A 20,738-nucleotide genomic window follows, 5' to 3' on the forward strand; every position below is an offset into this window, starting at 1 on the left:
GCTAGCTTACCGCCGGTGTGTGCAGCCATCTTCCGGCGAAGGTCACCTCATCGGCGGCCGCGAGCACGGCCTCCTCGCCTCCGGCCCGGCGAAGGACGCCCGCGAGCTGCGCCACGCTCGCCCATCCCTGGAAGACACCGGCCAGCGACGGACTCCCCGACGCGTCGAACAGGCACGTCGACAGCAGCCGTGCCGCCTCGGCGGGGCTCATCCACGGCGCTGCCTCGCAGAGATCGCCGAGCGCGTCGGCGTCCGCGCCTCCTGCCTCGAAGGCGAGCACCGCGCGTCGGGCAGCCTCGGCGCGCATCGGTTCGGGGAGGGCCCTGGCAAGCCGTGCCAGTGCGACCGTCCGAACATAGCTCCCGGAGGGCTCGTCACAGTCTTCCACGATCCGTAAAGCCGCTTCCGCCCCCAGGATCGTGACCGAGGCGGAGGGGTGCTCCTTGATCAAACTGCATCGCTCCTCGGGATCGAGCTCTTCGATGAGGGCCTTTACCTCCTTCTCCGGCCGCCTTCCCGGAGGGAGCCTCTCGCCGAGGCGAAGCAGCGCGTCCGCCTGGTACCCGGCGCTGCTCCCCGCCCATCGCAGCACGAGCGCGCGCGCCTCGTCCTCTCGCCCGAGCGAGACCAGCCGCGCGCCGAGAGCGTGCACCGGCCAGACGGGAACCTCCTCGAGCGCCCTCTCCAGGAGAGGCTCGGGCAGATAAGGCGCTACCGCCGCGGCCTCCGCCTCGTTCTCGAAGCACCAAGGCGCCCAGTTCCGCTCGATCTCCTCGACGGCGCGAGCTCTCGCCTCTTTCGGCAGGCCGGCGAGCAGCCGGGCAACGACGCGAACTCGCTGGGGCGCGGGCAGGGGACGTGAAGCTCGTTCCAGCGCGACGGCGGAAGCCTCGCTCACTCTGGGGCCGGGCACGAGCGCGGCCGGCGCCCCTCCAGCGCGCGCGATGGCCTCTGCCGCGACCTCCTGGGCTTCCTCTTCGGGAAGCAGGCCCGCCGCTGCGACGAGCTCCCGGGGCGCGTCCTCCCCGTCGGAACGGCGCGCAACTTCCAGCGCGACGCGCGCAATCCGGATGCGCCGCTCGCCCTCCGCCGCCTCGGCCACGGCGATCAGCGCCGAGGGGCCCGACCACCGCGCGCCCGTGCGATCGGCGATCTCGAACGCTTTCTCGAGGACCCCGGCTCGGGGAGACGGTGAGACCTCCGCTGCGAGGGCGACCAAGGAGAGAGCGCGCGCCGCGTCCGCGTCGAGCCGTGGCGTCACGAGGTCGGCATCGGGGCTCGCCCACGGCTCCGCGTCTCCCAGCGTCGCCGCCGCGCCCTGCGCCGCCGCGCAGCGGACGAGCGCCGCGGCGAGGGTGGGAGTCAGGGACCTGCAGCGCTCCACCTCCTCTCCGAGACGATCGCGCAGGCGGCGGAGATCGACGAGGGCGTAGGCGAGCGCCTCGGCAGAGACAGGCCGTACCCAGCCCGGCTCGGCGAACGCGAGCATCGAGGCGACAGGAGCGCCGCCGAGGGCGAGGTGCGCGCTCGCATCTGCCCCGCTCGGGACGCCTTGGCTCTCCGCCGCCGCGGGGGAAACGGGTGCAATCTCGGCGAGATGCGCATCAACGCCGTTCCAGCCGAGGCGCTCCCGCCAGGTGTGCGCCTCGCTCGCGCCACCGGAGATCGAAACCAAACATCGAACGTGCTTCCCGAGCTCCCGAAGCGTGGATATCCGCCCATCGTGAGGCCAGTCGATGCACTCGTCGAGACCATCGAGCACGAGGAGCAACTCGGGCTCGTCTTCATCCTGGCCATTGGCCAGCCTGTTCCGGAGCTCCGAGCGCAGCTTCAGGACGTCCCGCGGAGGGCGCAGCGCGTCTTCGCCGAGCTGCTGCAGGAGCGACGTGAGGATCTCATGCTCGGAGACGAGGCGGTTCGCTCGTCCTATGTGCACCACAGCGGCACATACCCCGGCACGCTCGCGCGCCTCGGCGACGAGCCGGGCGCACAGCGTCGTTTTGCCGGCTCCCGGAGCGCCGTGCAGCAGGCACGCGGGTGCCAGAGACGCGCGCCATCGCTCGATCGCTCCACGGACGCGCTCTTCCCCGTCGGTCAAGGAGGCGCCCGCGGGAGATCCTTTCTTTTCCTTCGGATGCATTCGCACCTCGGTCCAAGACGTTCACCACCGCGGTTCTAGAAGCGGTCCTTAGGTGGGACTGACACGGTCTCGCGCACGCGCACGCGCACGAAGGACGCGCACGGAAGACGGGGGACGGGGACGGGGGACGTCTGCATAGAGCGGTACGCCCCTCGATCTCCTCCTCGGGCGCCCGAGCTGCCCCTCGCCGGCCCTCCTCGCTCCGCTCAGCCCCCCGTCGGCCGCTCCAGGTGCCCGCCGAACTTGTGGCGCATCGCCGACAGCACCTTCTCGGCGAACGTGTGATCGTGCCGCGACCGGAAGCGCGCGTAGAGCGCCGACGAGAGCACCTCGGCGGGCACCGCCTCCTCGATCGCCGCCATCACGGTCCAGCGGCCCTCGCCGGAGTCCTGCACGAAGCCGCTGTACCCGGCGAGCTCCGGGCTCTCGGTCAGGGCGATCGCGGTGAGGTCGAGCAGCCACGAGCCCACCACGCTCCCCCGCCGCCAGACCTCGGCGATCTCGCCGAGGTCGAGCGCGTACCGGTGCTCCTCGGGCAGCCGCTCGGTCCCCGCGTTCTTCAGGATGTCGAACCCCTCCGCGTACGCCTGCATGAGGCCGTACTCGATCCCGTTGTGGACCATCTTCACGAAATGGCCGGCGCCGACCGGGCCGCAGTGGAGGAACCCCTCTTCCGCCGTGCTCTGCGCCTCGCGCCGGCCCGGCGTGCGCGGGGTGTCCCCCGGCCCGGGCGCGAGCGTCCGCAGGATCGGCTCCACCAGGGCGAACGCCTCGGGCGCGCCGCCGACCATGAGGCAGTAGCCGCGCTCGATCCCCCACACGCCGCCGCTCGTCCCCACGTCGACGTAGCGGATGCCCTTCGCGGCGAGCGCCCTGGCGCGGCGGACGTCGTCCTTGAAGTAGGTATTGCCCCCGTCGATGATCACGTCGCCCGCGCCGAGCTTCTCGCCGAGCTCCTGGACCACGCGCTCGGTCGGGGCGCCCGCCGGGAGCATGACCCAGACCACGCGCGGCGACGCGAGCTGCGCCACCACCTCGCCGAGGGACGAGGCCGTCGCCGCGCCCTCCGCGCCGAGCTGCCTCACGCTGTCCTGGTTCAGATCGAACGCCACGACCTCGTGGCCGCCGCGCATGAGCCGGCGCGCCATGTTGGCGCCCATCCTCCCGAGTCCGATCATTGCGAGCTTCATCTGTTCACGCTCCTGTCTGCGCCCGCGGGCGTATCACAGGGCGCGCTGCGAAGCGCGCCGCCGGCGCCGCGCCCGCGTCGGCCGCCGCCCCGGCCGGCCCTGGCACGGCGGCCCACCGCGGCCTCCGGCGGCGGCCTACCGCGGCCTCTGCCGGAGGGCGCCCATCACGTGCTCGAGCGCGCTCTTCAGCGTGCTGAACACCGGGATGCCCTCCAGGCTGCCGCCGACCTCCAGGATGCGCCCGACCATCGCCGTCGGGACGCCGGAGACGATGCACCGGCTGCCGAGCAGCCTCGTCGCCGCGAAGATCCTGAGGAGGTGCTCGATCGTCGAGGCGTCGGTCGCCTGCGCGCCGGTGAGGTCCACGATCATGAAGCGGGCGCCGTGCTGGACGACCGCCGCGAGCACCTCTTCCATCATCCGCGCCGCGCGCGCGCCGTCGATCGTGCCGATCACCGGCAGCGTGAGCACGCTGTCCCACACCTGGATGATCGGCGTCGACATCTCGAGCATCGCCTCGTGCTGCGCGCGCACCCGGTCGAGCTGCCGCCGGAGCTCGATCTGGACGCGCTCGAGCTCCTCGTTCTGCTCGCGCAGCTGCGCGCTCGCGGCGGCGAGGTCGAGCGAGTTCTTGAGCATCGTGTACGTGGCGCCGACGTAGAGCGCGTACGTGGTCGCGCTCGCCAGCGCCTTCCGGTCGATCTGGCGCTGGTCCTCCAGGGCGAAGAGCATCGTGCCGATGGTCTTCTTGTAGACCTGGATCGGCACGTGAAAGACGACGTCCGGGTCCTCCGCGAGGAGCCACGCGCGCGCCTCATCCGCCTCCCGCGCCTCGGTCCAGGGCCCCTTGAACCACGCGGCGCGCTGCGCCTCCAGCGCCGCGACCATCCACGCGTCCACGACGACGCCGCCGCCCTCGGGCGCGCCGTACTCGAAGTTGCCGCGCTCGTACCGCGCCGCGATCCGCGCGCCGCCGCCCTCGTTGCCGAGCACCACGCAGAGCCGCTGGGACGGGACGATCCAGCGCGCGCTCGAGCAGACCTCCTCCCAGAGCGACCGCAGATCCGGCTGGCTCGCGAGCTTGAGGAGGATCTCGTTCAGGACGCCGAGGATGATCCACCCGCCGCCGCCGGCCTCGTGGGGCTGGCCAGAGTCCGGCATCGCCATCAGCAATCGGCGTCGAGCGGGGGACCCGCGGCGTCGGTCCGTGGTTCTAGCCGCCGCGAGGAGGCCGCCGTCATGACGCTCCCCCGGGTCGCTTCCGCGCGGAGCCCCGCCTCGCCGATGCAAGCGACGGGATCAGGACAAGATCGAATCTCGGCACGGTGCACACTCCTCGCGCTCGGCGCGGCGCCATCCTACCGCGCAATCCGCCCGCGGTGGAGGGGCTCTCGCCCCGGCGCGGCGGAGGCGCTGCCGCGCTCGTACGCCGCGGCGCGCTGGGCGCCGCGCGCGACCGCCCCATGCTACCGGTAGGGGATGAAGATCAAGGCACGTGACGGCAAGGTCTATGAGGTCGCGCCCGCTCCGCCTGGAGGCAGCCACGAGGTGCGGCTCGACGGCAAGGTGATCGGCTCGTTCGTGCTCCTGCCGGACGAGACGCAGGTCACCGTGAAGAGCAAGCCCGCCACCGACGCGCTCCTCGTGGACATCGCCGATCGGTTCGTGGCCGAGGGCGGCGCGCCCATGGGGATCGCCTGATCCCGCGCCCTCCCGCCCCGCCGGGCGCCCGGACGTTGAAAGCCCTCGCGCCCGCGTGATATGCACGGCCGGTCTCCCGACGCGCCGTCGAACAAGGAGTGCACATGGCCGACCAACAGCATGGTGAGCGTTGTCCGAAGTCGCCGCGTGGAGGGCACAAGTACGAGGACGTCATCCTCGCGGCGGACAACGGCAAGCTCTACTACCTGCGCCGCGAGGACTACATCCGGCCCGAGAACGAGCTGACCGCCGAGAACTGCGGGCACTGCTACGACCGCGCGATGGAGCTCCTCCGGCAGGGCGTCGCGCTGGGCTGGATCCGGCCTCGGCCCGGCAACCAGGCGTGCTACCTGGTCAACCTCGCGAGCCTGCGCAGGGTGACCCCGTTCGAGCCCCCGACGTGGAAAGAGGAGGGGCCGGATCCGATCCAGGACCTCCTGGCGGCCTCCGAGTGGGCCGACCAGGCGGCGACCCACGCCACGGCGGCCGCGCTGGCCCGCGAGCTCGGCGACCCGGCCGAGGCCGTGGCCGCGGCCACCCGCACGGTCGACGCCGCGGAGCAGAGCGTCAAGGACGCGAAGTCCGCGGTCAAGCACCTCGTCGCGGGCGACAAGGGCCAGTGAGCGCGACGGGCCCCTCGGCGGAGCGGGCCGGCGCCCGCGCCGCGAAGGGGTTCCGGGAGGGCACCCACCGGCTGGTCCCGCCGGCCGAGACGATCGCCCGCGTCGCGCCCCACCTGGCCGCGTTCGGCATCACCCGGGTGGCCGACGTCACCGGCCTCGACGTCATCGGCCTGCCGGTCGTCATGGTCTGCCGGCCCAACGCCGCCTCGCTCGCGGTCTCCCAGGGCAAGGGGCTCACGCTCGACGCGGCGCGCGCCTCCGGCCTCATGGAGTCGATCGAGTCGTACCACGCCGAGCACATCGACCTGCCGCTCCGGCTCGCGAGCTACCGGGAGCTCGCCCGGACCGCCGCCGTCGTCGACGTCGCCGCGCTGCCGCGCCTGTCGGTCGGCGCCTCCCGCGAGCACCACCGGGTGCTCTGGGTCGAGGGGCGCGATCTCCTCCGCGACGAGGCCGTGTGGGTCCCCTTCGAGATGGTCCACACGAACTACACCCTGCCGCTGCCGGCGGGCAGCGGCTCGTTCGTGATGAGCTCGAACGGCCTCGCCTCCGGCAACCACCTGCTCGAGGCGGTGAGCCACGGCATCTGCGAGGTCGTCGAGCGCGACGCCACCACGCTCTTCCGCGCCGGCGGCGAGGCCGAGATCCCCGGCTGCCGGCTCGACCTCGCCACGGTCGACGACCCCGGGTGCCGCCACGTCCTCGACCTGTACGAGGCGGCCGGCGTCGCCGTCGGCGTCTGGGAGACCACGACCGACGTCGGCCTGCCCGCGTTCCTGTGCCTGATCGTCGATCGCGCGCCCGATCCGTTCCGCCGCCTCTACGCCACCGAGGGGATGGGCTGCCACCCGAGCCGGAGCGTCGCGCTGCTGAGGGCGCTCACCGAGGCGGCGCAGAGCCGGCTCACCTTCATCGCCGGCTCCCGCGACGACGGCGACCGCGATCGCTTCGAGCGGGCGCGCCACGCCGACGCCATCCAGCGCGCCCGCGAGCAGATCGCGGGCGTCCGCGGCCCGCTCCGCGCTTTCCGCGACGTCCCGTCGCTCGCGGGCGAGACGTTCGAGGACGACGTCGCCCTGGAGCTCGCGTGCCTCCGGCGCGCCGGCGTCGAGCGCGCCGTCGTCGTCGACCTGAGCAAGCCCGGGCTCGGCGTCTCGGTCGTGCGGGTGCTCCTCCCGGGCCTCGAGTCGATCGACGACGTCCCCGGCTTCGTCCCTGGGCCCCGCGCCCGGGCGCGCCTGTCCGAGCGCGCGGCGAGGAGCGCGGCCACGGCGTGAGCGTCATCGTCTTCACCGGCCCCACGCTCTCGGCCGCGGACGGCGCCGCGCTGCTCGACGGCGCCGTGTTCCTGCCGCCGGTCGCGCAGGGCGACGTGTACCGGGCCTCGCAGGAGAAGCCCTGGGCCATCGGGATCATCGACGGCTACTTCGAGCGCCTGCCCTCGGTCTGGCACAAGGAGATCCTCTGGGCGATGGCGCACGGCGTCCACGTCTTCGGCAGCGCCAGCATGGGCGCGCTGCGGGCCGCCGAGCTCCACCCGTTCGGCATGGCCGGCGTCGGCGCCGTGTTCGAGGCGTTCCGGAGCGGCGCGCTCACCGACGACGACGAGGTCGCGATCGCGCACGCCCCCGCCGAGGACGGCTACCGGCCGCTCTCCGACGCGATGGTGAACATCCGCGCCACGCTCGACGCGGCCGTCGCGGCGTCGGCCCTCCGGCGGGAGACCGCCGCGGCGCTCGTCGCGCTGGCCAAGCGCACGTTCTACGCGCAGCGCAGCTTCGCGCGCCTGCTCGCGGAGGGGGCGGCCGCGGGCGCGGCGCGCCCCGAGGAGCTCGACGCCCTCCGGCGCTTCTTGCCGGACGGCCGCGTGGACCAGAAGCGGCGCGACGCCGTCGCGATGCTGGAGGCGATCGCGGCGCTGCGCGCGCGCGATCCAGGCCCGCTCCGGGTGGCGTACCACTTCGCCTACACCGACGTCTGGGACCAGGCGTGCCGGCGCGCCGGCCGCGGCAGCGTGGCCGCGGGGCAGGGCGCCCGCGCCGGCGAGAGCGCGGCGCCCGACGCGCGCCCCGGCGGCGGCCCGGCCGGCGCGCGATCGCGCCGCGCCGAGGGCGCGCTGCAGCCCGAGCTCCTCCTCGACGAGCTCCGGCTCGAAGGCCCGCTGTCCTACGCGCACGCCGTGCACGGCGCCCTCGCGCGGGCGCTCGCCCTGAGCGAGGCGCGGCGCCACGGGGTCGAGGTCCCGGTCGAGCTGTTCGAGGAGATCCTCGCGCAGATCCGGCGGGAGCGGGGCCTGCTCACCTCGGAGAGCACGCGCGCGTGGCTCGCGGAGCAGGCGCTCGACGTCGAGGGCCTCACCCTGCTCGTCCAGCGGGAGGCGCGCCTGCGCTGGGCGCAGGCCGTGTTCGGGATCGAGGTGGAGCGCCTCCTCGTCGATCACCTGCGCATGACGGGCCGCTACGCCGAGCTCGCCGCGCGGGCGCTCGAAAAGCAGGAGGTCCTCGCCGCGGCCGGCGTCGAGGCGCCCGCGCTCGAGGACCTCGGCCTGACGCGGCAGGCGCTCCTCGACTGGTACTTCGGCGAGGTCGCCGGCCGCCCCGTCCCGCCGCACCTCGACGGCTACGCGGCCTCGCTGGGGCTCGACGACCAGGACGAGCTGCTCCTCGTCCTCGCCCGCGAGCACGAGCGCCGGCGGCGCGCGAGGCCGCCGGCCGGCGGGTGACGGGTCACGCGCCCTTCTGCCCGAGCGACCGCGCGGCGTACGCGCGGAGCGGCGTGAGCTCGATGGGCAGCGCCGCGAGGGTCGGGCGCATGTCGATGACCTTGCCCTCCACGCAGTGGAGCATCAGCGCGTCGAACGACTGCGCGAGCGGGTCGACGCCGCGCTGCGGGTCGCGGGCCGCGGCGCGGCGCGCCCGCAGATCGGCCTCGTCGACGCGCTCCACGGCGAAGGCGCGGCCGGTCAGCGCCTCGAAGATCGCGATCACCTGGTTGTGGCTGAGCGCCTCCGGGCCGCCCAGCTCGAAGGAGCGGTTCAGCGCCGCCGGGTTGTCGACGGCGGCGATCGCCGCCGCGGCCACGTCGCCGAGCGCGATCCAGCTGATCGGGCCGTCTCCCGCGCCGTAGACGCGCGCCTTCGCCGCCTCCACGTCGAAGCCGAGCGCCGGGCTCAGCCAGATCTCCATGAAGTACGTCGGCTGCAGGATGGTGAAGGGCAGGCCGCTCGCCCGGAGCGCCCGCTCCACCTCGCGCTTCGCGTCCTGCAGCGGGAACTCGTCGGCGATCTCCGGGAAGGAGACGTAGACGAACTGCGCGACCGACGCCGCCTTCGCCGCGGCGATCAGCGCGAGCGAGCCGTCGCGGTCCACGGACGCGATCGAGTCGCCCTCCTGCCGCGAGAGCGTCGAGCTGGCCGTCTCGATCACCACCCGGACCCCCTGGCACGCGCGATCGAGCGACGCGCGGTCCTTCAGATCGCCGCGCGCGAGCTCGACCCCCATCTCGCGGAGCCGCGCCACCTTCGCCGGGTCCGAGCCCTCGCGGTAGAGCCCGCGCACCGCGCGCCCGGCCTCGCGGAGACGCCGGCAGATCTCCGTGCCCAGAACCCCTGTTGCCCCGACGATCAGGATCATCGCTCCTCCTCTCGCTCGCAGGCCCGCAGCATAGGACGAACGCCCGGGCAGCGGGCGCGCTCGCTGCGTCAGAGGTAGCCGTGATCCAGGGCGGCGGCGACGAGCGCCTCGAGCGCGGCCCGGCTCGCCTCGGGCGGCCCTCCTCCTCCGGCCGCGGCCACGGCCTGCTCGAGCCGCTCGTCGAGCGCGCCCGGGAAGCGGTGCTGCTTCACGTCCCGGAGCGCCGCGGCCTGCTCCGCGGCCGCGGCGAGGCGGCCCCGCCCGAGGTGCACCGCGAGCAGCACGAGGCGCGCCGTCCACTCGAACGGGAACGGCGCCGGCAGCTCCGTCCAGAAGTGGAGGGCCGCGCTGGCGCGGCGCACGATCTCCTCCTCCGGCGCCCCCTCGGACCAAGCGCACCAGGCGAGGTGGGCCTCGGCGGCGCCCATGTAGTCGCGCATGTGCCCCGCGGTCGCGACCGCGAGGCTCCGCAGCGCCATGGCCCGCACCTCCGCGCGCTCCCGGCGCATCCTGCGGATCATGGTCCTGTAGGTGAGCGCGCGCGACTGCACGATCACGTTGCCCATCCGCTCCGCGGCCTCGAGCGAGCTCACGAGGTACGCCTCGGCGGCGTCGAGCGCGCCGTGCCACAGGTGCGCGAAGCCGCCCGAGAAGTGCGCGGACGCGATGAGCTCCGGATCGCCCGTGGCCTCGCTGGCCGCGACGAACGAGCGGACGTGCCGCACGGTGAGCTCCGAGGCCTGGTACCGCTCGATGCGGATCTGCATGAGCATGAGGCCGTAGAAGAACTGCGCCTGCCGGACGGGCGCCGCGTACCGCTCGACCATCGGCTGGATCGCCTCGACCTGGGCCCTCAGCGCGTCGAGCTGGCCCATGAAGTAGTAGACCTCGAGCCGGTCGATCTTGGCCTGCATCCACTCGTGCCACCACGCCTCGGAGCGGCCCTCGGTGGGCTCGTCGAGGCCGAGCGAGGCGTCGGCGTCGGCGTAGGCGGCGAGCGCCTGCGCGTGCTCCAGGTGCGTCTCCCAGGTCTTGCCGCGCTTCCTGTGCAGCCGGGCCCGGTCCACGCGCGCGGCCGGATCGAGCCGCGCGAGCGCCTCGACGTAGGCCCGCCGCGCGTCGTCCTGCTTGCCCGTGATGGCCAGCACGTCGCCGAGCCGCTCCTCGAGCGCCGCGCGCTCCGCGTCGCGCTGGACGCCCGGCGGGCCCCCCGCTTCCGCGCGCCGGCCCATCTCGGCGATCGCCGCGCGGTAGAGCGCGATCGCGTCGCTGTTCGCGTAGACGGAGCGCGCGCGATCGCCCGCCGCCGTCAGGTGCGCGATCGCCTTGTCGTGCACCCCGGCCCTCGAGAAGTGGTGCGCGAGCACCGGGGCGCGATCGGCGGCGTCCTCGGCGAGGGTCGCCTCGATCCGCTCGGCGGCCCGCCGGTGCAGCGCGCGCAGGCGCTCCTCCGGGATCTGCTTGTAGGCGATCTCGCGGATCTTGTCGTGGACGAAGCGGAGCCGCCCCTCGCCGGCCTCCTCGAAGATCTGGCGCATGCGGAGCTCCCGGAGCGCTTCCATCCACGCCTCCTCGTCGACGCCGGCCACGCCGAGGAGCAGCGCCCCGTCGAGCTCGCGGCCGAGCACCGCGGCGATCTGCGCGAGCTCCGCGCTGGCCGGGTGCAGGGCGCGCAGGCGCCGCGTGATCAGGCCCTCCAGCGAGCGCGGCATCGGCATCGCCATCGCCCGCTCGAGCGCCTCGGTCTGCCATGCGCCCGCGGCGTCGCGGGAGAGGAGCCCCGCGTCGATCGCCATGTGCAGGTACTCGGCGATGAAGAACGGATTGCCGGCCGAGTGCTGGAACAGGAGCTCGTCGAAGTGCCTGGGCGACTCGGGCAGCGCGAGCATCTCGCGGGCCATGGCGCCGGCGCTCTCCTGGGTGAGCCGGCCGAGCTCCACGCTGAGGACCTCCGGGGCGCGCGCCATGTCGTCGAGCTCGGGGCGCAGCTCGTCCATCCTGTAGGCGCCGAGGACGAGCACGCCCGCGGCCCTGAGGGAGCCGACGGACAGCTCGGCCAGGAGGCCCAGCGACAGCTCGTCGGCCCACTGCAGATCGTCGAGCAGGAGGAGGAGCGGCGCGGCCTCGGCCATGGCGCACAGCACCTCGCGCATGCACCGGAAGAGCCGCGCGCGCGCCGCCTGCGCCGGCAGCGGCGGCAGGGGCGGGCGCTCCTTGGCGTAGGGCAGGTCGGCGAGGCTCGCCTCGTAGAGCTCGAGCGCCTTGCCGCGGTCGCCGAAGATGCGCTCGGTCTCCGCGGCGCCGAGGGCGCGGCAGCGATCGGCGGCCTCGATGAGGCACGACCGGAACAGGTGCAGCGGGGCGGCCTTGACGGCGCCGTCGTCCGTGCCGATCGCCACGCAGCGCCCGGTCATCACGGCGGCGCCGCGCATCTTGGCGTCGCGCGCGACCTCCATGATGAGCCGCGTCTTGCCGGCGCCGCTCTCGCCGCCGACGAGCACCTTGCCGCCGCGCCGGCGGTCGATGAGCGCGTCGATCTCCCGCCCGAGGCGGCGCAGGATCGCGTCGCGCCCGGTGAGCTTGGGCCGGTACAGGTACGGCGCTGGCCGCGGCAGCGGCAGCGGATCGTGCGGGTCGGCGCCGAGCGCCTCGAGCGCCCGCGCCACGTCTTCCGCGTAGCCCAGCCGGTCGCGCGGCTCCTTCGCGAGCAGCCGCAGGACGAGCGCGTCGAGCTCCGGGGGGACGTGGGGCGCGCGGCTGGAGGGCGGCTCGGGCGCGGTCCTGAGGTGGTGCCGGCCGAGCTCGGACTCGGGGGTCGACGGGAACGGCGTGGAGCCGGTGAGGCACTGGTACAGGAGGCAGCCGAGCGCGTAGAGGTCGGCGCGCGCGTCGGCGAGCTTCCCGAGGATCTGCTCGGGCGCCATGTACGCGAGCGTCCCCATGACCTCCCTGTCGACGGCGAGCTCCTCGCGGCCCTCGGCGCCGCCGAAGCTCCCGGCGATGCCGAGGTCGACGAGCACGGGCAGGTCGCCGTCGCGGAGGAAGACGTTCGCCGGCTTGAGATCGCGGTGGACGATCCCCTGGCCGTGCAGGTAGGCGAGGGGCGCGCAGAGCCGCCGGATCAGCGTGAGCATGTGGCGGCTCGCCTCGCGCGGCGCGGCCGAGCGCGGGGCGGCGGCGCCGGGCCGGGTGCCGGGCGCGCTCAGCGGCGTGGTCTCGGCGGATCGCACCTCGTGCCAGATCTCCTGGATGCAGTTCTGGAGGGTCCGTCCTTCGAGGAGCTCCATGGCGTACCAGGGCAGTCCATCGGAGACGCCCTGGTCGACGATCCGCACGACGCCGGGGTGGCGGAGGCGGCCGAGCGCGTAGATCTCGCGCCGGATGCTCGCGATGGTCAGCTCGCTCGCGCTGAAGATGGTCTTGATGGCCGCGGTCTGGCCGGTCTCTGCGTGCCTGCCGCGGTAGACGACGCCCATCCCACCTTGCCCGAGCCTCCCGAGCAGCTGGTACGGACCGATGTGCGTGCTCGGCGCGGCCTTGGAGCTCGGCGGGGCGTGGCCGGCGAAGTGGGTCGCGTCGTCCGCGGCGGCGGGCGAGCGCGTCTCGGCGGCGACGGCGATGCGCACGCGGCGGAGGGAGCTCGGATCGATGGCGGCGCCGCTGCTGTGGTGGCGGCGCCCTTCTCCTGGCTCACCGGCGCGGCCTGCCGGCGTGGTGCCTGCCGGCGTTGTGTCCGGCACCCCCGGCGATGGGGGGGAGCGGACCACCGTCTCCTCGTTTCCGCCGGGCGACGGTGGCTGCTGCTTGGGGTCGACCATGGCGTCAGGTCGGGGCGGACCCGTCGTGGGTCCCCCTCGGGGTGCCGCGCCGGGCGATGGTACACGAGAGCCGTCCGGTGTCGCCAGGCCTCGGCGCTGCGGTCTTCGTCCGACATCGTCATCCTGGCCCGCGTCGTATCCGAGACAGCTCCGCATCTCTGTCCGGAATCGCGTCGTATCCGAGACAGCTCCGCATCTCTGTCCGGAATCGCGTCGTCTCCGAGACAGCCCCGCATCGCTGCCCGGAACCCATGAACGACGTCGACCCGTTGCCTTGCAGCGGCAGTCCGCGCGCACTCTCGCGCGCCGCTCTCCGGCGTCCTCTGGGTGGCCTTTCATGGCGACGACCTCTCGGAACTTGTGGCACCTGGGCTTCGCGAACCTGGTTCGCGCCCGCGCGCCCGCGAACATCTCCGTCCACCTCGACGTGCCGCTCACGATCGAGCCGCAGCGCGCGGACATGCTGCTGTTGCGCAAAGAGGGCGCGCCGCGCGAGGGCGACGACGCCCGCGTGCTGCGCGGCCTCTGGCCGCTGCTCGGAACGGACACGCTGCTCGAGTACAAGAGCCCTGCCCGGTCGGCGTTTCGCCGCGGGGATCTCCTGCGCCTGTGGGGTTACGGCGTGCAGCATCACGTGGCTCAGATCGATCGGCTGTCGAGCTATCGCGAGCTCACGTTGGTCCTCGTCGTCGCGAGCATTACGCGCACGTTGGTCCGGGAGCTCGACGAAATGGACTGGACGCTCGCGCGCCTGGGCGGAGGTTACGGCCGGATCGACGGCGCGGTGTACACGACCTATCTTGTCGTCACGGACGAGGTGGCGGAGGCCGAGCAGGACGACTTCTTGAGGATCTTCAGCCATCGCCCGGTGCTCGGCCCTGAGGCGCGGCAGTGGTTGCGGCAGTGGGTGAGGCCAGCGAAGGAGGGTACGATGCAAGACGTGGAGGAGATGGAAGGCTACGACGAGATGTTGCAGAAGCTGCTCGACTCGCTGCCGATCGAGCGGCGGCTGGCCGGGCTGACGCCGGAGGAGCGGCTGGCTGGGCTGCCGCCCGCGTATCGGCTGCTGGCGCTCTCCGACGAGGCGCTCCGCGCCTTCCCGGACGAGTACCTGCGCTCGCTCCCGGCCGAGGTCCAGGACGCCATCCGGCGCCGGATCGGCCGGCCCTCGGCCTGATCGCTGCGCCGTGGAGAGCGCCCGAAGCGGCGCTCTCCACCGCCCGCCAGGAGTGAGGCGCGCTGCGGCGCGCGGCGCGGTCGGGACGCGACGCGGCGATCAGACCCCGGTGGCACCGGGCCACGCCGGTTCACGTACACGCGCGCGTGGCGTGCGGCTTGCTCTGCTCGCCCCGCATGAAGCTTGGAACGTGCCTCACCCTCGCGACCGCGCTCGGCGTGCTGACGGCCGGCGGCCCCGCGAGCGCCTGCGACCCTGTGGATACAAGCGTCTCGGAGGGGTTCCTTCGCGCTGCCGCGCCGGGAGAGCCCGCCACGGTGCCACGCAATGTGGCGATCGTGATCTGGGGCGGGCTCCCCGAGCTCTCGCACCTGCTGGTCGAAGAGGCGACCGGCGCCGCCGTCGCCGGCGCTGGCTCCGACGTTCCGGTGGCCCCGCCGGGCTACAGCGTGATTCGCCCCGCCGAGACGCTGGCGCCTGATACCACGTACCGATTGCGCCTGAGGCCGTCCGTCGAGCGCGTCGTCCGGACGTCGGAGATCGTCGACGGCTCCCCGCCGAGCGCGCCGGTGCTGGCGGGCGGAGACGTCGAGTTCCACGCGAACGAGCCTGCGTGCGGTTACGGCAGCTGCCCGGACATGACCACGTTGACGTTCGATCTGGCCGGGCCCAGCGAGGACGATCATACGCCCGCCGAGGCGCTGGTCTACGCCGTGTACGTGGGCTTCAGCCCGGAGCAAGCGCTCGCCAAGTCGCAGCCGGACGCGTGGCTGGAGGGCGATTCGACGTTCCTCTACGTGGACGAGGACCACGTGGGCCGCAACGTGTACATCGCGGTCTCGGCGATCGACGAGGCCGGCAACGAGAGCGAGCGCAGCGAGGTGCTCCAGGTCGAGCGCGAGGCGTCGGGCTGCGCGTTCTCGCGGAGTACCACGCCGAAGGCGGGGCTCGCCCTGCTGCTCCTGGCCGCGCTCGCGCCGCTCCGGCGCGCGGGGCGGAGGGGGAGGGTGGCTCGCGGCCTGCGCGACGGGTGATGAGCTCCACCGTCGCGCGGCGCCGAGGGGGAGTGCCAGGAAAGGGAGCGTTCCGGGCCTCTCCTGCCCACGCGTCGTGGGCCGCGCGGGCGCCATTCGCTATCCAGCGCACCGCGACGGCAGTAAGCTCGCCGGAGCAGACTGCAGCCCTACGCGCGCATGTCGGATCCGGTTCGTCTCTTCATCTCAGCTGCCCCGAAGGACGCCGCGCTACGTGACGAGCTCGACGTCTGCCTCAAGCCCCACGAGCGCATCGGGCGGATTGACGTCTGGCACGAGGGGCGGGTCGGCGCCGGCGAAGAGTCCGCGGCGGAGGCGCGGGCGAGGCTCGAGGCGGCGGACATCGTGGCGCTGCTGGTGAGCCCTGATCTCCTCGCCTCGGATCGCCATCACCACGAGGAGGCAGCGCGCGCGCTCGCCCGGAGCGCCGCGGGCGAGGTGGTGGTCGTGCCGGTGCCTGTCCGGCACTGCGACTGGAGCTGGACGGGGTTCGGCCGGCTCAAACCGCTTCCGGCGGGTGGGCGGGCCGTCAACGCCTGGCCGGATCGGGACGAGCCCTGGAATGAGGTGACGCGCGGCCTGCTGGAGTTCGCCGAGCAGGTGACGCGGCGTCGAGCGGCCGGCGGGGGCCCGCGTCCGGGGGCGGCGGGGCTGCCCGACGTGGGGCGGTGCATCGGCCGGGACGCGGTGGTGGAGGCGCTCGCCGCGGCGGTATCGCGCGATCCTCCCGGGCGCGTGCTGCTCCTCGGCGCGGCGGGTATTGGCAAAAGCACCGTCAGCCGGGCGGTCCTGCACCGGCCCGAGGTCGTGGCCCGCTTCGGGGAGCGGCGCTTCTTCGTGGCGCTCGACGCCGCGCCGGACGCGGCATCCGCGGCCGTCGCGCTGGCCGACGCGCTGCGCGTCCCGCCCGGACCCGAGCTGCGGCAGCGGGCACTGTCGCTCCTCGCCGCGGGGCCGGCGGTGCTCGCGCTGGACAACCTGGAAACGCCCTGGGATGGCGGCGACCAGGCCGGGACCGAGGCGCTGCTCGCGGAGCTCGCGGCGATGCCGCAGCTCGCGCTCATGGCGTCGGTGCGGGGCGCGGGTCGGCCGGGGCGCGTTGCGTGGAGCGCGCCGGTCGAGCTCCGGCCGCTCGGACCGGCCGAGGCGGAGGAGATGTTCTGCGCGATCGCGGGCGAGGAGCACCGGGGCGAGCCGGCGCTCGCCGAGCTCCTGTCGCTGCAGGAGGGCGTTCCGCTGGCGATCGATCTGCTCGCGAGCGCGGCGCAGGGCAACGATCTCGTCAACTTGAGGGAGGAGTGGGAGCTCAGCCGGGCGGCGGTGCTGGAACGTGGGGGCGGGGCGCGCGATCGGCTCCGGAGCTGGAAGGCCTCGCTGGAGCTGTCGATCGGCTCGCGGCGGATGACCGCGGAAGCGCATGGACTGCTCGCGGCGCTGGCGGTGCTGCCGGACGGGATCGCGCAGCGGGACCTCGCGGCGGTCCTGCCGGGGGCGGGGCCCGCGGCGGCGCGCGTTCTGGCGCAGCTCCGGCTGGCCTACTTCGAGGGAGGGCGGCTGAAGATGCTCTCGCCCGTGCGCGAGTACGTGAGCGCGGCGTATCCGCCGGCTGCCGAGGCTCTCGGGCGGGTGATGGAGCACTACGGTGAGCTCGCGCGCACGCTCGGGCCGCTGCCGGGGGGGCCCGGCGGCACCGAGGCGGCCGCGCGGCTCGCGCCGGAGACGGCGAACCTGGATGCGATGATCCGGCGGGGGCTCGCGGAGGCCGACGCTGGGCGATGGATCGACGCGGCGGCGGCGTTGACCGAGTTCGCGCGTTTCTCCGGATATGCAGCGCCGTTGCCCCTCGATCGGGCGCTGGAGGCGGCGCGGCGCGCCGGGGACAGGCGGCGAGAGGCGCGGTGCGTCGAGTATCTTGGACGCATCGAGCTGGCGCGTTCGCAGCACGCCGAGGCCACAGCGCGCTACGAGCAGGCGCTGCTGCTCTACCAGAAGGTGGGGGATGTGCTCGGCGAGGCCAACTGCATCCACAGCCTCGGAGACATCGAGCTGGCGCGTTCGCAGCACGCCGAGGCCACAGCGCGCTACGAGCAAGCGCTGCCGCTCTACCAGAAGGTGGGGGATGTGCTCGGCGAGGCCAACAGCATCAAGAGCCTCGGAAACGTCGCGCTGGCGCGTTCGCAGCACGCCGAGGCCACAGCGCGCTACGAGCAAGCGCTGCCGCTCTACCAGAAGGTGGGGGCTGTTCTCGGCGAGGCCAACTGCATCCTGAGCCTCGGAAACATCGCGCGAGCCCACGGCGATGCCGGCGCTGCCGGTGCTCTCTACCGGGAAGCCCTCGCGCTGTACCAGCGCATCCCGGCGCCGTACTCGATCGGCTGTACGCATTACTATCTCGCCGCCATCGCGCTCGACCTCACGACCCAGCGCCGGCACGTCGAGGCCGCGCGCGCCGCTTGGCGCAGCATCGATCGGATGGACCTGATCGCCCGCCTGGACCAGCGCTTCGGCGCCTGAGCTCGCGCGACGCTGGCGGCCGACCGTCAGGCGCGGCCCGGCTGGAGGCGCCTCCGCATGGCCCGCGGTGATCTCGCGCCGCCTCTCGGCCCGGAGCCCGCGGGGAACGGCATCGCGCCGCGGAGGTACCGGTCAAGGAGCGGCTCTCCGGGCTCGCGCCCGCGCAGCCGTTGCTCGCGCCGTCCGATGAAGCGCCGCGCGGCATCGCGGACGAGCGCCTGTCCGCTGGCTGCCCGTCCTTCATGAGACGGATCCGGAGCCCTGCCCGGAATTTACTCCATGAGGAACGCCGACCCGGACCACCGCATCGGAGCCGTGCGCGCCGCCGGGCGCGTCGCGCTCCGGCGTCCTGTTCCCTGGAGCTCTTCCCTCATCGCCCGTGACGAGCTCCGAGAGGCGGTGGTGCCAGCAGACATCATTCCAGCAGGAGCACGCACATGCCGGTTCTGAAAGACACGAAGGGTCACGACGACGCGCTGCTCGCAGCGCTGCTGCGCGAGCGCGGCCCGCGCAGGTTCGAGGTGCGGAGCGCCGTGCCACCGTCGGTGGAGCCGCTGCGGGCCGCCTGCGTGCTGCGGCGCAAGAGCGCTGAGACGACCGAGCCGGCCGGCACGCTCCGGAGGCTGTGGGACCTGTTGTCCAGGCACACGCTCGTCGAGCTCGAGAGCATCGGTCGGCCGTACCGCGGGCGCAGCCTGGACCGGCTGTGCGGCTTCCTTCATCTCTATTTCGCCAGCGAGCCGGAACGGATGCAGCAACGGAGCGACCTTTGCGGGGTGCTGCTCGTCCCGTCGCGCACCCCCTCGCTCGACGCCGACGCGGCGGACCTCGGCCTGACCTGGTACGACCTCGGCGACGGCTACTGGCAGCTCAGGGGCGGCGTGTTCGCGCTGGTCGTCGCCGAGGTCGACATCGTGGCCGAGGCGGAGCACGACGATCTGCTGCGCCTGTTCGGGCACGACGAGGTCGCGACACCCAGGGCCCGCCGGTGGCTGTTGCAACAGATTGGAGCCATGGAGGTTCGCACGGGGATACAGGACCTGGAAGGCTTCGATGAGGTCCTCCGGAAGCTCCTGGTGAACCTCCCGCCCGAGCAGGTGCTGCCCGCGCTGCCCGACGATGTGCTTCGAGCGCTCTCCGATGCCTACCTCGATTCGCTCTCGAAGGAGACACGCGCCACCATCCGCGCGCGCGTCGGACGGTAGCGCGCGCGCCGATCGGTCGCCTGGTCCGGACCACCCCTCAGCCGACCCGCACGTCGCGCCCGCCCGGTCTGGACCAGCCCCGAGCCGACCCGCACGTCGCGCCCGCCCGGTCCAGACCAGCCCCGAGCCGACCCGCACGTCGCGCTTATCTGGTCTGGACCGCCCCCAGCCGACCCATAGGTCGCGCCCGCCCGGTCTGGACCACCCCTCAGCCAACCCGCGCGTCGCGACCGCCTGGTCCGGACCATCCCCAGCCGACCCGCACGTCGCGCCCGTCCTGCTAGCATGCCGAACAGGTTAAAACTCGCCTGAATTCGATAGGATGCGCCCCCCGCCGGAAACGCCGGGGACAAAGCTGACAGGACACGAAGTGCGGGAACAGGACACGGAGTGCGGGAAGGAGATGGACCGCAAGGGCGCAAGGGACGCAAGGGAGCAGAGATAAAATCGTTCCCTCTCTCCCTTGCGTCCCTTGCGCCCTTGCGGTCCTCTTCACATCTGCTGATTTTTTTCTGAACGTGCTCGGTGTTCTAGGCCTACGGCCCCCCGGGCTCCCCGCCGGCATCCGCCGGGTTCGCCTCCGCCGGCCCCGGCTGCTGCGCTTTGCCCGGCTCCCCGCTCGGCTCCGCCCCAGGCGCCTCGGCCGGCGCGTCCGCCGCCTTGCCCCGCGCCGCCGCAGGGCGCCAGTTCTCGATCGGCGCGAGCAGCTGCTGCGCGATCTCCGTCTTCCTCGGATCCCGCTTGCTGACCATCCCCGACACGCGGACCACATACGTCCGCAGCGCGTCCACGAGCTCGTCCAGGGCCGCGCGCACGTTCGTCACCTCGACCTCGGCGCCCTCCACGGGCGACGTGATCCCCAGCGCCGCGCCGTACGCCTCGTGCGCCTCGTAGAGCCGCTCGAGGATCTTCCCCGCGCCCAGCCGCTTCAGCTGCGTCTCGAGCTCGTTGTCCTTGATCATCAAGATGCGCGTATTGCTCTCGGCCCACTCGAGCTTGTACGCGATCTGCGTGAACTTGAGCCCCCTCGGAAACAACGCGGCGCGCAGCGACGACGCCATCTCGGCCTCCGGCAGCCCGGGGATCTTCGACCAGCCGCCCAGCACGTCGTAGAGACCGCTCCAGATGGCGTCCACCGTGACATCGGCCACCTTCGCGCGCGCGGTGTCCTCGGTCGGCAGGGAAGGCAGGCGCGTCGCGACCGCCTGGTTCAAGGTCGCGAGCGCCGACATCAGATCCTCGTGCGCCTCGATCACCCCCTCGGGGACCTTCCGGGCCGCGCCCCTGTCCCCCAGCACGGCCTTCGCGGCGGTCAACACCTCGGTGCCCAGCGCCTGGGCGGACGGCGCGTCCAGCTTCGGTAGCTGAACCAAATCAACGGCGGTGAACGTTCGTTTCATGCCTGCCTCTTCTCCTGGTCATCTCCTGGCCATCTGTGGGCGATGTAAGCGCTCCCCCGGACGTCACCGTATATCCCGACCGCCCGCCCCTCGCCAGCGACCCCACCCGTCGGAGCAATGCTGCGCAAGAAACCGTCAATGCCCCCGGAACCCTGAACGCGCGCCACGCCCACGCCGCGTTCACACCACGTTCAGCTGAACGCGACATCACCGCGAATCCGCGACCCAACCGCCGTGGCCAACCCAACCGCCGTGGCCAACGCAACCGCCATGGCCGACGCAACCGCCGTGGCCGACCCGGCAC

At 73.3% G+C, this 20,738-nt stretch carries 14 protein-coding genes; 8 read left to right on the forward strand and 6 right to left on the reverse strand.

The features are described 5' to 3' along the window. Position 1: 1 nt before the first annotated feature. The 3 genes from WMF20_RS20495 to WMF20_RS20505 form a co-directional block, all read right to left on the reverse strand. Positions 2 to 2,140 (reverse strand): AAA family ATPase, encoded by a 2,139-nt coding sequence (locus WMF20_RS20495; protein WP_437616071.1) that lies wholly within the window; start codon positions 2,138 to 2,140, stop codon positions 2 to 4. A gap of 206 nt (positions 2,141 to 2,346) precedes the next feature. Then, entirely contained in the window at positions 2,347 to 3,330 is a 984-nt protein-coding gene (gnd, locus tag WMF20_RS20500) for a phosphogluconate dehydrogenase (NAD(+)-dependent, decarboxylating) (protein ID WP_129575976.1), read from the reverse strand. Positions 3,331 to 3,465: 135 nt separating this feature from the next. Beyond that, positions 3,466 to 4,491 (reverse strand): STAS domain-containing protein, encoded by a 1,026-nt coding sequence (locus WMF20_RS20505; RefSeq protein WP_437616074.1) that lies wholly within the window; start codon positions 4,489 to 4,491, stop codon positions 3,466 to 3,468. 318 nt (positions 4,492 to 4,809) lie between these two features. Here WMF20_RS20505 and WMF20_RS20510 point away from each other — a divergent pair, with 318 nt between their 5' ends. The 4 genes from WMF20_RS20510 (at position 4,810) to WMF20_RS20525 (ending at position 8,376) form a co-directional block, all read left to right on the forward strand. Next, positions 4,810 to 5,031: a hypothetical protein gene (locus WMF20_RS20510; protein WP_129575978.1), complete on the forward strand. Its 222-nt coding sequence runs from the start codon at positions 4,810 to 4,812 to the stop codon at positions 5,029 to 5,031. Between the two features lie 104 nt (positions 5,032 to 5,135). Further along, entirely contained in the window at positions 5,136 to 5,654 is a 519-nt protein-coding gene (locus WMF20_RS20515; RefSeq protein WP_129575979.1) for a hypothetical protein, read from the forward strand. After that, positions 5,651 to 6,931 (forward strand): YcaO-like family protein, encoded by a 1,281-nt coding sequence (locus tag WMF20_RS20520; RefSeq protein WP_437616076.1) that lies wholly within the window; start codon positions 5,651 to 5,653, stop codon positions 6,929 to 6,931. Before WMF20_RS20515 ends, WMF20_RS20520 begins: the two co-directional genes overlap by 4 nt. Continuing rightward, the gene (locus WMF20_RS20525; RefSeq protein ID WP_437616078.1) at positions 6,928 to 8,376 is read left to right on the forward strand and encodes a TfuA-like protein; all 1,449 of its coding nucleotides are present in this window, start codon (positions 6,928 to 6,930) and stop codon (positions 8,374 to 8,376) included. The genes WMF20_RS20520 and WMF20_RS20525 overlap by 4 nt, the downstream gene beginning before the upstream one ends. Before the next feature lie 4 nt (positions 8,377 to 8,380). On the opposite strand, the gene WMF20_RS20530 is transcribed toward WMF20_RS20525, so the two are convergent. Then, the gene (locus WMF20_RS20530) at positions 8,381 to 9,286 is read right to left on the reverse strand and encodes an SDR family oxidoreductase (RefSeq protein WP_437616080.1); all 906 of its coding nucleotides are present in this window, start codon (positions 9,284 to 9,286) and stop codon (positions 8,381 to 8,383) included. A 68-nt stretch (positions 9,287 to 9,354) separates the two neighbouring features. Further along, positions 9,355 to 13,104: a serine/threonine-protein kinase gene (locus WMF20_RS20535; protein ID WP_437616082.1), complete on the reverse strand. Its 3,750-nt coding sequence runs from the start codon at positions 13,102 to 13,104 to the stop codon at positions 9,355 to 9,357. Between the two features lie 337 nt (positions 13,105 to 13,441). Between WMF20_RS20535 and WMF20_RS20540 the strand changes: the two genes are divergently transcribed. The 4 genes from WMF20_RS20540 (at position 13,442) to WMF20_RS20555 (ending at position 19,034) form a co-directional block, all read left to right on the forward strand. Next, positions 13,442 to 14,281, forward strand: a complete 840-nt coding sequence (locus tag WMF20_RS20540) for a hypothetical protein (RefSeq protein WP_437616084.1) — start codon at positions 13,442 to 13,444, stop codon at positions 14,279 to 14,281. 176 nt (positions 14,282 to 14,457) lie between these two features. Then, complete coding sequence (locus WMF20_RS20545; protein ID WP_437616086.1) at positions 14,458 to 15,315, forward strand: hypothetical protein; 858 nt, start codon at positions 14,458 to 14,460, stop codon at positions 15,313 to 15,315. Positions 15,316 to 15,474: 159 nt separating this feature from the next. Continuing rightward, the gene (locus WMF20_RS20550; RefSeq protein WP_437616088.1) at positions 15,475 to 17,829 is read left to right on the forward strand and encodes a tetratricopeptide repeat protein; all 2,355 of its coding nucleotides are present in this window, start codon (positions 15,475 to 15,477) and stop codon (positions 17,827 to 17,829) included. Positions 17,830 to 18,266: 437 nt separating this feature from the next. Next, a complete protein-coding gene (locus WMF20_RS20555) occupies positions 18,267 to 19,034 on the forward strand; it encodes a hypothetical protein (protein WP_437616090.1) in 768 nt (255 codons plus the stop codon). Between the two features lie 536 nt (positions 19,035 to 19,570). Here the strand turns inward: WMF20_RS20555 and WMF20_RS20560 are convergent. Next, positions 19,571 to 20,434, reverse strand: coding sequence for a hypothetical protein (locus WMF20_RS20560; protein ID WP_437616092.1), 864 nt, complete (start codon positions 20,432 to 20,434; stop codon positions 19,571 to 19,573). Between the last annotated feature and the right edge of the window lie 304 nt (positions 20,435 to 20,738).

This window comes from Sorangium sp. So ce834 (genome assembly GCF_051521425.1).
GTDB classification, from domain to species: Bacteria; Myxococcota_A; Polyangia; order Polyangiales; family Polyangiaceae; genus Sorangium; species Sorangium cellulosum_D.